The 13,741-nt window shown below is 53.2% G+C and carries 7 protein-coding genes; 6 read left to right on the forward strand and 1 reads right to left on the reverse strand.

What is annotated here, in order from left to right:
• The first annotated feature begins 77 nt into the window (after nt 1–77).
• The 6 genes from SH678x_RS19120 (at nt 78) to SH678x_RS19145 (ending at nt 12,801) form a co-directional block, all read left to right on the forward strand.
• Nucleotides 78–1,862 (forward strand): ethylbenzene dehydrogenase-related protein, encoded by a 1,785-nt coding sequence (locus tag SH678x_RS19120; RefSeq protein WP_496920053.1) that lies wholly within the window; start codon nt 78–80, stop codon nt 1,860–1,862.
• A 280-nt stretch (nt 1,863–2,142) separates the two neighbouring features.
• A complete protein-coding gene (locus SH678x_RS19125; RefSeq protein WP_496920054.1) occupies nt 2,143–5,364 on the forward strand; it encodes a molybdopterin-dependent oxidoreductase in 3,222 nt (1,073 codons plus the stop codon).
• A 17-nt stretch (nt 5,365–5,381) separates the two neighbouring features.
• Nucleotides 5,382–5,729 carry a hypothetical protein gene (locus tag SH678x_RS19130; protein WP_496920055.1) on the forward strand — a complete coding sequence of 116 codons (348 nt, stop codon included), beginning with the start codon at nt 5,382–5,384 and terminating at the stop codon, nt 5,727–5,729.
• A gap of 15 nt (nt 5,730–5,744) precedes the next feature.
• Nucleotides 5,745–7,037, forward strand: a complete 1,293-nt coding sequence (locus SH678x_RS19135) for a 4Fe-4S dicluster domain-containing protein (protein WP_496920056.1) — start codon at nt 5,745–5,747, stop codon at nt 7,035–7,037.
• 31 nt (nt 7,038–7,068) lie between these two features.
• Nucleotides 7,069–7,863 (forward strand): TorD/DmsD family molecular chaperone, encoded by a 795-nt coding sequence (locus SH678x_RS19140; protein WP_496920057.1) that lies wholly within the window; start codon nt 7,069–7,071, stop codon nt 7,861–7,863.
• 150 nt (nt 7,864–8,013) lie between these two features.
• On the forward strand, nt 8,014–12,801 hold the full coding sequence (locus SH678x_RS19145) for a beta strand repeat-containing protein (protein WP_496920058.1): 4,788 nt from the start codon (nt 8,014–8,016) through the stop codon (nt 12,799–12,801).
• A 184-nt stretch (nt 12,802–12,985) separates the two neighbouring features.
• Here the strand turns inward: SH678x_RS19145 and SH678x_RS19150 are convergent, their stop codons facing one another.
• Nucleotides 12,986–13,687 (reverse strand): hypothetical protein, encoded by a 702-nt coding sequence (locus SH678x_RS19150; protein ID WP_496920059.1) that lies wholly within the window; start codon nt 13,685–13,687, stop codon nt 12,986–12,988.
• Nucleotides 13,688–13,741 lie beyond the last annotated feature (54 nt).

The raw sequence follows: 13,741 nt of genomic DNA on the forward strand, positions 1-13,741 counted from the left end.
CTCTGAGTGCAGAGTCATCCGGACAAACTGGCAGTGGTTCAATTTGGCTGTGGATTCGTTGAGCAGAGGGCTTTCGAATGAATGAGCGCTTCGCGGATCGAAGGTGGTTTTTGTGGTTTTTTTCTGCCTTGCCCCTTTTGGCAATGCCATTAGCAGGTTGGGGCGTTACTGCACCTCTCAACGAAGCACCTTCGATCTCAAAGCAGGCGTATGCGTCGCAGTTGACGCAAAGAGAGGCGGGGAACAACCCCGGCGCTAAGGTAACAAGCTCATCCGCTGCCACTCGTGTAGCGAAAGGCCAAGTTGCACTGGATGCGACTGCCTTAGGCGCTCAGTTGTTCAGTCGGCACTGTGCGGCCTGTCACGGGGAACAAGGGAATGGCAAGGGGATCGCTTCCGATTTCCTGTTCCCCCGTCCACGTAATATTCGCAAGGGGCGCTTTCGTATTGTGAGTACGAAAAACAGTGTTCCCACACGTGAAGATTTGCAGGCCGTTCTGCTACGAGGTATGCCGGGATCATCGATGCCGTCTTGGGGCCACTTATCCAAGGCAGATAGAGATAATCTTATCGACGAAATAATGAACCTTCGACGTGCTGGAGTGCGGGAAGATTACATCCATTCACTTCGAGAACTCGAGGGATTGACGGAAGAGGAAATCGCAGAACCTGAATTACAGCAAGAAATCGAAGATCATGTCAAGGAGTTTTCGACGCCAGGAGAAAGTGCTGAAATACCGGTAATCACGCCCGCGACAGAGGAGGCAATCACCAGAGGAAAGCAGATTTATTCTCAGTTTGGCTGTGTTTCCTGCCACGGTACGACAGGAACTGGCGACGGCGTTCAGGCGATGGTAGATGAGGAGAATCTACCGACAAGTCCCCGTGATTTCACCCTTGGCATCTTTAAGGGCAATCATGACCCAGCATCACTTTATCATCGTATCGCATACGGAATGCCTGGTACTCCAATGCCGGGTTCCAGCACGATGCAACCAGAGCAAATGGTCGATCTTGTCCACTACATTAGGTCACTTTCCTCTGAAGAGCAGCGTGAGGCGGCAGTTCTCAAGCGTACGAAATTCATTGCAAAGCGAGTTGCGAGACTTCCTGTTTCAGAGCAAAGTGCAGAATGGTCGTCCATCAAAGCATCATCTCTGAATCTCTTTCCACTATGGTGGAGGACCGATGGCAGTCCACACGTAAGCGTCCAAGCGTTACATGATGGCCAAACGCTCGCCATCCGCCTATCTTGGAAAGACGATACCTTTGATAACCATGCCTTGCAGAGCGAGTCTTTTGAGGACGCGGCTGCAATCCAGCTCTATCAGGGTGACTCGGAGCCATTCTTGGGCATGGGGGCGATTGATTCGCCGGTCGACGTATGGTTCTGGGATGCAGATCGACAGGGCGGAGAGACAGCCGCGGAAAATTCTCATCCACGTGCAGTCGTAGATGTCCTTCCCTTCACCGAAAAGGCTGCTGCAAGTGCTGAACTTGGGCGTCCTGGAACACTTATTCGCGATCAGATCGATCTGTCATTTCCAGCACGCGCGTCCGGCAATCAAATTGTACCGGGCCGCGAGAGAGCGGGAGGATCAACTCTGCTGGCAGGCGGACCAGGTAGCGCGACTTTCCGTATACCTCGAAGCCAGGCTGTCCAGGCACACGGCACTTGGGCCGACGATCAGTGGGTGATCGTTATGAAGCGATCACTTTCGCCTAAGTCTTCAGGCGATGGCCTCCGCTTACGTCCTGGAACCAAAGTCTCTGCGGCTATTGCTATATGGGATGGCAGTCATCGAGACCGGAATGGGCAAAAACTTGTCACAATTTGGCATGACTTTTCTTTAGAGAAATAGCAGCAAGGGCGATAGGTCAAGGAACCAAATTATGGAAATATCACGGCGTCGATTCCTCGAAATGTGTACTGCTGCAAGTGGCAGCATACTGCTGGCAAATAGTACTGCGAATGGGGCCTTCCAGCCTGTGAACATCGACAATCCTCTTGGTAGTTACCCAGACCGTGATTGGGAAAAGGTTTATCTCGACCAGTATCAATTTGACAGCGATTTTACTTGGGTTTGCGCGCCTAATGACACTCACATGTGCCGCCTCAGAGCGTTCGTGCGAAATGGGGTCATGATTCGCAGCGAACAAAACTACGACCATGATCGCTACGGCGATCTGTACGGTAACAAAGCAACGAAATCATGGAATCCGCGAGGCTGTCCCAAGGGATTCACGATGCAACGTCGTGTCTATGGTCCCTATCGTCTCAAGGGACCTGTTCTTCGCAAGGGCTGGAAAGATTGGGTTGACGCAGGGTGTCCCTCATTGTCGGAGACACCCGAACTGCGTACCGAGTTTAAATTTGATGATCGAGGCAATGATAGCTACATACGTCTATCATGGGGTGAAGTTTCTCAGTACATTGCAACCGCACTAATCGCAATCTCGAAGACATACTCTGGAAATGAAGGTGCAGTTCGCCTTCAGAAGGATGGGTATGAGCAGCGGATGATCGATAAAGTTGGCGGAGCCGGCACCCGCATCGTCAAGGTAGGTTCAAATCTTCCAATCCATGGCATCGTAGGCAAGTTTGGTATCTATCGCTTTGCCAATCTATTGAGCCTCGTCGATCACCATGTTCGCGGTGTAAAACCTGAAGAAGCTCGGGGTGCTCGTGAATGGAATGAGTACACTTGGCGCGGCGATCAGGCCCCAGGTCACCCGTTTGTACATGGTCTACAAACATCAGATATGGACTTCAACGACCTGCGATTCTCAAAGCTTATCATTCAGGTCGGTAAGAATCTTATCGAAAATAAGATGGCCGACTCACACTGGCTCAATGAATGTATGGAGCGTGGAGCTAAGTTAGTTGACATCGCACCTGAGTACAACTCACCCGCGACAAAATCTAACTACTGGATTTCCGTACGTCCGGGGCTGTCCGACACGGCGGTGCTCCTGGGCGTCACCAAGATCATGATCGACGAGGGGTGGTATAAACCGGAATTCTGTCGCCAGTTCACTGATTTTCCCTTACTCGTTCGTACGGACAATTTGCGGCGTTTACGGCCAGAGGATGTTCAGTCTGGCTATCAGCAGAAGGATATATCGACTGGGCCGTCCTACACGATTCAAGGGATCACGGATGCTCAGCGCGCGAAGATTGGCGACTTTTGCGTATGGGACACTGACACACAGAGCGTCGCATTTATCAGCCGGGATGACGTGGGCCACAAGTTGACTATCAACGCAGCACTCGATGGCACCTATGAAGTCAAACTGGCGGATGGAACGAATGTCGAGGTCATGACTATCTTCGAGATGTATAAGCGTCATCTCCAAGATTACGATCTAAAGACGGTCCAGGAGATTTCTGGTGCTGATCCTGCCCTGGTGCAGCGTCTAGCGGAAGACATCTGGAATACTACGCAGGCTGGGCATCCCGTCGCAATTCATGTGGGTGAAGGCGTCAATCACTACTTTCATGCCACACTGCATAATCGAGCGAGTTACTTGCCGTTGATGCTGACAGGCAACATAGGCATCCACGGCGGAGGGTCGCACACTTGGGCGGGAAACTACAAGGGTGCGTTAATGCAGGGATCCCCCTGGAGCGGTCCTGGTGTGGGCACCTACACGGCAGAAGATCCCTTTAATCCGGTCATGGATGAGCAAGCTCGCATTACCAAGTCTTCCCTCCGACATACCTGCGATGCTGAGGAGCCGTCGTACTGGGCCTGCGGGGAGCGCACTCTGACTGTGGAACTGCCGGAAGGTAAGGAACGCTGCTTCACGGGTGACAGTCACGTTCCAACGCCTACTAAGGTAATCTGGTACAACAACGCAAATTTTCTTAATCAGTCCAAGTGGATTTACAACATCATTGTCAACGTCTTGCCCAAAGTTGACATGATTGTTGATCAACAGATCGAGTGGACTGGCAGCGCGGAATATGCTGACGTTGTGCTACCAGTCAATTCTTGGCCAGAGGTCCAGGACTACGAGTGCGGGGCGTCATGTTCAAATCCTTTCCTGCAAGTCTGGAAAGGTGGGATAAAGCCCGTTCACGACTCCATCGACGATGGGATGGTGTTTGCCAAAGTGGCTGACGCGCTGGCAGCCAAACTCGACGATCGGCGGTTCTCGGATTACTTCAAGTTTGTCACAGAACGTAAAGCAAAAGTCTACATTCAGCGAATCTTCGACAATTGCACGACCACTCGTGGTCAGGACGGGCCGTATGATGTTGACCGCGTGATCGCAGGCGACTATGGCGGCGAACCGGGCGCGGCGTTAATGCTCTTTCGCACCTATCCTCGCGTGCCATTTTGGGAGCAAGTCCACGATTCCATCCCGTTCTACACAGACTGCGGACGCTTGAGTAGTTATTGTGATCTACCCGAAGCGATCGAGTACGGAGAAAACCTGATCGTTCATCGGGAAGGCGTCGAGGCGACGCCATATTTGCCGAACGTCATCGTGTCGACAAGTCCGTTCATCAGACCAGTGGACTTCGGCATCTCCTACGAAACGACAGATCCTGAGTTGCGCCAAATACGCAACATTAAAATGTCCTGGGAAGAAGTAAAAGCAACCGTCAATCCCTTGTGGAAGCAAGGATACTCATTCTTTTGCACCACTCCCAAGAGTCGGCATTCAACCCATTCTTCGTGGTCGACTGTCGACTGGCATTGGATCTGGAGCGATAACTTCGGCGATCCTCATCGCACCGAAAAGCGCTCGCCGGGTGTCGCTGATCGTCAAATTCAGATGAATCCTCAAGCGGCGAAAGACAGTGGACTCAGTGAGGGCGACTACGTTTGGGTGGATGCGAATGATTTAGATCGCCCTTACTTGGGCTGGAAAGATGATACGGGTCCGCGCCACAAGGCATTTCGTTGTCTTGTGCGAGTGAAATTTAATCCTGGTCTGCCTTACAATTTCACGATCATGAAGCATACCGGATGGATTGCTACTGAGCGTAGCGTGAAAGCTCATGAGACCCGACCTGATGGACGAGCACTTGCGGCTGAGACCGGTTATCAAGCCAGCTATCGGTATGGGTCGCACCAAAGCATCACTCGCAATTGGCTGATGCCAATGCACCAGACAGACACTCTTTTTCACAAGAAAACTGGCTCGATGGGCTTTGTTTTTGGTTTCGATGTTGACAACCACGCCGTTAATACAGTCCCCAAGGAAACTCTCGTCCGCATCTCCAAAGCGGAAGATGGTGGTCTTGGAGGAAGCGGCATCTGGAAACCCGCCACTTCAGGCTACAGTCCTGGTGAGTCGACTGCACAGAACCAACGCTACCTTTCAGGTGGATACGTCGTAGTTAATTCATGATCTGAGGGCTTATCGCAATGTTCGATAGTAGCAATGCCGTCCCGAAGATTCACCCGGCGTCTCGGGAGATTCTTCCCGAAGACCCACTCGAAATGCAGGCCCATGAAATGCCAGGGGACCAAGAACTCATGGTGCGAATGCTCGTGGAAGAGTACGCTCGACTTGGTTGGGACGTTGACGATCTGATCCGATTGTCGCAAGATCCCAACTACTTTGCCTTCAACGCGCTTTATCATCAGTTTGGTGAGGAGGTATTAAGGCAACGTTTTAAGCAAGTCATCGCCCGCTGCGGCGTAATGCGAGTGAAGATTACCGAAAAAATGCCTTTAACTGAACAATTGGTACAAATCGATTTGCCAACTTGATGGGAGACACAGGATATGACTACGGTTTATAACTGGCAAATCGGACGTTCGATGAGCTACCCTCATGAAGAACACCACCCAGAGTGGCAGTTCGCATTCGTCTTCAACCCCAATCGCTGTATTGGCTGTCAGACTTGTACGATGTCCTGTAAGAGTACCTGGACCTTTTCTCGAGGCCAAGAACTCATGTGGTGGAATAACGTCGAATCAAAACCTTATGGCGGCTATCCTCAACATTGGGACGCGAAACTCCTAAACATGCTGGAAGAGGTCAACCCAGGTAAGCAGGTGTGGAACGCAGCGGAAAACGAATCTCCGGCCAATCCCTATGGCGTTTTTGAAGGTAAGACAATCTTTGAAGCAGCGCAAGATAGGCCGAGCCCCGACGGCTTCCAGCGGGCACTAGGATATTTACCTGCCGATGATGAATGGCGATCCCCAAATATCCATGAAGATACTGCCGCGGGCGATCAATTTCAGAAAGAACGCCAGTTTGGGGGGAGTGCTCAGCTTCCTGAGCACAAGATCTGGTGCTTCTATTTGGCACGAATCTGCAACCACTGTACTTACCCTGGCTGCCTCGGATCGTGTCCTCGAAACGCAATATATAAGAGACCTGAAGATGGTGTTGTGCTGATCGACCAAAGTCGCTGCCGCGGCTACCGCAAGTGCGTTGAAGGCTGCCCTTACAAGAAGGCGATGTATCGCCCGACGACGCGCACTTCAGAGAAGTGTGTGGCCTGCTTCCCACGACTGGAAGGCAAAGATCCGGTGATTAGTCCGACAGGTGCGCCAGCGGAAACTCGTTGTATGTCGGCTTGCGTAGGCAAAATTCGTCTGCAAGGTCTTGTAAAGATTGAAGACGGCAAGTGGGCTAAGGATTTACGTAACCCACTCTACTACTTGATTCGCGAGCGAAAAATTGCCTTGCCGCTCTATCCACAATTTGGCACGGAACCCAACGGCTTCTACATACCTCCTCGCTGGGTGCCGCGCGGTTATTTAGTGCAAATGTTTGGGCCTGGTGTTGATAGCGCAATAGAACAGTATAGTTGCCCTGACAGGGAACTACTCGCTGTGATGCAGCTTTTTCGGGCTAACCAGCAGATCGTGTTCAGCTACGAAATTGAAGAAGGCCCGAAGGTCGCGGAAGTTGAAGTCACCATGCCCAACGGAACATCCAAGACGCAGGAGATCTACAACGATACGGTGATCGGGTTTAATAAATTCAAAGAGGAGGTTGTTCGCGTTACGGTGGAAGAGCCGACTTTTGAACGACCTGCTGAAGCACATGTTAATTCGATCTAGATGAAGCATATTTCAAGGCGGCAAGAGATACATGACGACGAAACTTAAACAAATCGACACTCACGACCAAGCAATCAGTCTTGCTAGGCAAATTCTCTACCGATTCGCTGCGTGCACGTTAATGGATCCCAGAAGTGGTACTTGGGAAAGGATGAGGGAATTCGAAGACGACTTTTTGATTCACGAAGCAGCCGCTGTTTTGCGGTCTCACGCCCAAATGGACAACTCAAGCTTGGCACCGGGAGAACAACCACCATCCGAACTCTGTGTGAAGTCCATTCTCATACACCTGCCTAGCTCCTCAGAAGAAATGAACTCGAAATATGAGCAGACTTTCGGATTGCTAGTTTCATCGCAATGCCCGTTGTATGAAACCGAATACATCGATAGCAAGTTTGTTTTCCAGCGGTCAAATGGCCTAGCCGATTTAAACGGCTTCTACGCAGCCTTCGGACTAAAGGTATCTGACGACCGTCCTGAGCGATCGGACCATATCGTTCTTGAACTCGAATTCATGGCGCACCTGATTGGACTGGAACGCGCTGCGGCTGAGGTCGACACTCCGGATTGGATCGATCGTCGACTCGTAAGCCATGATGCGCAGGCCAGTTTTATACGGGAACATTTGGCCTGGTGGGTGCCAGCCTTATCGAGGCTGCTGGGGCGAGTCGATCCCGACGGATTCTACGGTAGTGTTGGCACGTTTCTCGGAGCATTGCTGCCAATTGAAAGATCTCTGTTTGGCTTGCCGGTTCCCACCAGAGGCGCCGCACCCAGTGAAAATGAAATGTCAGAGATGTGTGATTCCTGCCAAGGTAATGGCTGAGCTCGTCAGCGATTGACATAGGAATTGCACACCGGGTGACTATTATCACTCCATTGATGCGTTGTCGATGCAGCAGGATAAGCTATTTGCGATAGACCAGGAACGTTAGACATCTTTGTTTTCAGCAATCTACAAGAAAGACTATCTGTCATGAGAAAGCATCTAGTTTTTTGCTCCTTGGTATCCCGATTTGTCATTCTACTCGCTCCCCTATCGCCCCTTATCTCCGACTGCTCCGCCGCGGACGTAACGTCCACGTTCGTGGGAGCAGGCTTGTGGACCGACGACAGTAATTGGGACTCAGCGCAGTTTCCCGACAATGGTAACGGTGGATTGACCTACGATGTGCTGATCGGTGCCAGTGCAGTCACACTCAGTCAAAACATCACAATTGAAGGCATCTATTTTTCTGGCGGGATACTCACGGTCTCTCCGGGCAATGTCCTCACGGCCAACGATCAGTTTGACTGGACGGGTGGCAACCTGTTGGGGGCTGGAACGACGACGGTCAGTGGCACGCTCACCATCAGCGGCGGCAACAACAAGTTCTTGGGCGAATACGGCAACAACGGCCACACGCTGATCAACAATGACGCAGCGAGTTTCAGCGGCGGCACGCTCTACATGGTAGATAGTGGCACGGGCGATCTGGCCGCGAACATCACCAACAACGGCACCTTCCACGCCACTGACGACGCCGACATCCTCCTGTACTACTACTACCCCAATGGTGGTAACCAGCCTAGCTTCACCAATAATGACACCTTCACCAAGAGCGGTGCCGCCACTGCCACCGAGATTGGTGTCGCCTTCAATAACCTCGGAACCGTCAACGTCGACAGCGGAATACTCTCCCTCTCCGCAGGTGGGATGAGCACGGGCGGCGTCTTTGCCGTCGATGCGGGTGCGACGTTATATTTTGGCGGCAGTCACTCGCTCGACACAAGCTCCTCGCTCAGCGGAGCCGGTAACGTCGATTTTTTCAACGGCACCACGGCTATCGATGGCACCTACAACGTGACCGGAACAACGATCGTCAGCGGCGGTACGGCGAATTTCAATGTGTCGGCCACTGCGGGCAGTATCGCACTTTCTGGCGGGATACTCACGGTCTCTCCGGGCAATGTCCTCACGGCCAACGATCAGTTTGACTGGACGGGTGGCAACCTGTTGGGGGCTGGAACGACGACGGTCAGTGGCACGCTCACCATCAGCGGCGGCAACAACAAGTTCTTGGGCGAATACGGCAACAACGGCCACACGCTGATCAACAATGACGCAGCGAGTTTCAGCGGCGGCACGCTCTACATGGTAGATAGTGGCACGGGCGATCTGGCCGCGAACATCACCAACAACGGCACCTTCCACGCCACTGACGACGCCGACATCCTCCTGTACTACTACCCCAATGGTGGTAACCAGCCTAGCTTCACCAATAATGACACCTTCACCAAGAGCGGTGCCGCCACTGCCACCGAGATTGGTGTCGCCTTCAATAACCTCGGAACCGTCAACGTCGACAGCGGAATACTCTCCCTCTCCGCAGGTGGGATGAGCACGGGCGGCGTCTTTGCCGTCGATGCGGGTGCGACGTTATATTTTGGCGGCAGTCACTCGCTCGACACAAGCTCCTCGCTCAGCGGAGCCGGTAACGTCGATTTTTTCAACGGCACCACGGCTATCGATGGCACCTACAACGTGACCGGAACAACGATCGTCAGCGGCGGTACGGCGAATTTCAATGTGTCGGCCACTGCGGGCAGTATCGCACTTTCTGGCGGGATACTCACGGTCTCTCCGGGCAATGTCCTCACGGCCAACGATCAGTTTGACTGGACGGGTGGCAACCTGTTGGGGGCTGGAACGACGACGGTCAGTGGCACGCTCACCATCAGCGGCGGCAACAACAAGTTCTTGGGCGAATACGGCAACAACGGCCACACGCTGATCAACAATGACGCAGCGAGTTTCAGCGGCGGCACGCTCTACATGGTAGATAGTGGCACGGGCGATCTGGCCGCGAACATCACCAACAACGGCACCTTCCACGCCACTGACGACGCCGACATCCTCCTGTACTACTACCCCAATGGTGGTAACCAGCCTAGCTTCACCAATAATGACACCTTCACCAAGAGCGGTGCCGCCACTGCCACCGAGATTGGTGTCGCCTTCAATAACCTCGGAACCGTCAACGTCGACAGCGGAATACTCTCCCTCTCCGCAGGTGGGATGAGCACGGGCGGCGTCTTTGCCGTCGATGCGGGTGCGACGTTATATTTTGGCGGCAGTCACTCGCTCGACACAAGCTCCTCGCTCAGCGGAGCCGGTAACGTCGATTTTTTCAACGGCACCACGGCTATCGATGGCACCTACAACGTGACCGGAACAACGATCGTCAGCGGCGGTACGGCGAATTTCAATGTGTCGGCCACTGCGGGCAGTATCGCACTTTCTGGCGGGATACTCACGGTCTCTCCGGGCAATGTCCTCACGGCCAACGATCAGTTTGACTGGACGGGTGGCAACCTGTTGGGGGCTGGAACGACGACGGTCAGTGGCACGCTCACCATCAGCGGCGGCAACAACAAGTTCTTGGGCGAATACGGCAACAACGGCCACACGCTGATCAACAATGACGCAGCGAGTTTCAGCGGCGGCACGCTCTACATGGTAGATAGTGGCACGGGCGATCTGGCCGCGAACATCACCAACAACGGCACCTTCCACGCCACTGACGACGCCGACATCCTCCTGTACTACTACCCCAATGGTGGTAACCAGCCTAGCTTCACCAATAATGACACCTTCACCAAGAGCGGTGCCGCCACTGCCACCGAGATTGGTGTCGCCTTCAATAACCTCGGAACCGTCAACGTCGACAGCGGAATACTCTCCCTCTCCGCAGGGCTCGATAATCTGTCGGCAGGGGCGCTCACAGGCGGCGTCTACCGCGTCGTCGACGGTGGCAGCGGAGCAACCCTTACAGTCGTTGGCTCAATGGTCGACATGATCGCTTCCACGGTAGAACTCTCAGGCGCAAACTCGACGCTAACTTTTGGAGGCACAGACCTTGCTGCATCACTGCAACTAAACACAGGAACTCTCAGGATTCTCAACGCTCATCACTTTAACATGGCATACGGACTAATAAATAGAGGCACGGTGGAGCTTGGCGGAGCTGGTCAAAATCATGGTACGCTCACTTCCGGCGATGAAATTGGCAACGATGGTGGTGAGATTTTTGGCCATGGCATGATTGAAAAAACATTTTACGAAGGCACATCTGGGGTTGCCATAAACAACTCAGGGATCATCCGTGCGTCGGGTGGGGTGCTGATTATCGAGGGTGCAATCAATGGTCCGGGTGGCACCGTCCAGGTTGATCAGGGGTCGACGCTTGATGTGCATGCGGACGTTGGTTCTTCCGCTAAGTTCTTAATCCACAACGGTACGAGTCTCCAACTTTTTAAGACTTTTACAGTCTATGACGATTACCTGAATAGTAACTCCGGCGTGGGCAACGCCTTCAATCCGCGTGCGCATGTGACTGGCCCGGGAGCAATCAATGCTTATCCGGGTGTGTCGCAAACATTGAGTGGTGACGTGACGGACGGCACCACAGCCTCCGCAACGATGAGCTTTGGCAATGTGCACGTCGGTAGCTCCACGACCATGAACTACCAGATCAATAACGTGGGAGTCATCGGACCAAAGCTTCGTGGAGCCATTCAGACGACCGCCAACGGCGCCAACCTGACAGATAGTCGGCTCATCGGCTCAGGGGTGACAGCAAGCAATTTTGGCCCAATTTTGGCTGGCGCCAGCAGCGGCAGCCTATCGGTGACGTTCAACGCAACTACCGCTGGAGCACTCACGGCCCAACAAATGAGAATCATTAACAACTTTGGTAACGTAGACGAGCAAATGCTGCAGATTACCGGTGCTGCTTTTCGGTTGGCTGAGCCTGTCCACGCGCCGGAGCCAGTCGATTTTGGGATTGTGCATGTCGGCGACGTGGTGGCTCAAGCGGTCTCAGTCAGTAACACGGCGATTAACGATGGATTCTCGGAGAGGCTCAACGGATCAATCGGCAGTCCCACGACCGGTATTACGACGAATAGTGGTGCATTCAGCGGCCTGGTTCCGGGTGACACCAACAGCACTAGCCTCTTAGTTGGCGTCGATACTGCGACCGCTGGGGCAAAGTCCGGGACGGCGACAATTGAGCTAGTTTCAAGCGGCACCGGGACGAGTGGTCTAGCGGACAGCTCACTAGTCAGCCAAACGGTCAATGTCCTGGCCACTGTCAATAATTACGCCTTGGCAGATGTCATAAAGACGAGTGGAGTTGGGACGCTGACTCCCACGGGAGCGAATGAATTCACGCTAAATTTGGGAAGCACGTTCGAAGGCAGAACCAGTTTGACGGCGGAGCTTGGCATATTAAACGACGTGGCTGCTCCTGCCGACTCGCTCGCCGGCGCGTTCACACTTGCCGCACCTGCGTTCGAACTTTCAGGGTTCACAACTTTTAGTAATCTCGCCGCCGGTGCCACACAGGGTGGGCTGATGGTGACTTTGGGCACGACGACGACGGGATCTTTTGCTGGTCAGATTACGCTCGCTCCACAGAGCACCAATCCCCGGCCCTTTAGCATGGATCTGCCGACCGTGACCATCAATCTCACCGGCGCGGTACATCGCCAGGGCGACTACAACTTTGACGGGCACGTTAATGGTCGTGACTTTCTCGTTTGGCAGCGTGGTGCGTCTCCTGATCCGCTCAGCGCGGCTGACCTCGCCGATTGGCAGGCCGCCTACGGAACGGCACCGCTCGTCGCCACTCACTTCGCAGTTCCTGAGCCAGGTAGTACGCTTTTACTTTTAGTTGGACTCGCGGTGTTGAATCCTTACCGAAGGAAGTGTTTTTTTTGAATAGTTAAACGAAAGGCATATATCCTTGAGTCGAGGGTTCGCAGCATCGACTTCAGACTGCACGCTTATTGACAAGATTTGTTTGATCCCAGACCAGCCGCTAATGTGCCGGCCGCTTGGCTGGGAAAAATCTCTGCGCATCCTCTGATGTCTGATATTGTCCGTCGGTCCTATTGATGAAATGTCAAAAGAATTTCCGGGTTGCACCCACGCGGATCATCAATGCAATCAATACCATACTCACTGAGCACGGTTCCGGCACAGGGGCCGATGGCATACGCACATCATCAATCTGAACGTATTCATTGTGGACCATCGGTAAGAGAAAAGTACTGTAATATCTGAACTCAACCCTAGCCATATCGTCGGGCAACGCGCCGAAGAAGCCCATGTCGATCGTACGCATAACCTTGGGCGGGCCTGTGCCGTAGAACGGACCGAGACTGGAGGTGTCGTGTGTCATCACGATCCACGGGCCACCATTGAGGCTTAGATTGGTATCAAAAGCTTCAAATGCATCCACCCGTTGATAGTTGATTGTGTATCGAAGCGTATTACCGTCGAGGCCCGTAGTGATGGCGAATGACGGAGTTATCAGCGAGACATCATACTGCCCCGAATGGAGATAGGAACTCGCGGTGGCAGCCGTCCCCACGCCTATGGCTCCGCCTCCGTTAGTGTAGTTTAACATGCCTTCGGCAATGTTTGTCGTCCATGGCACCGCGCTGAATGCAGGGATGCCGGTTCCGCCTAGAATTGGAAAATTGTCATGTACGGACCAATTCGCTGGGATTCCCCCTTCAAATGTCTCAGTAAAAGTCTGAGCAACACATGTTGACGCCGTCCATAACAACACGAAGACGCCTAATCGACACTTACGGTTCATGAGACGTACCTCCAGAATTAGAGTTGACGATGCAGCTCGGTGACTTGGTGCCTG

The sequence above is a fragment of the Bythopirellula superficialaquae genome, assembly GCF_059632245.1.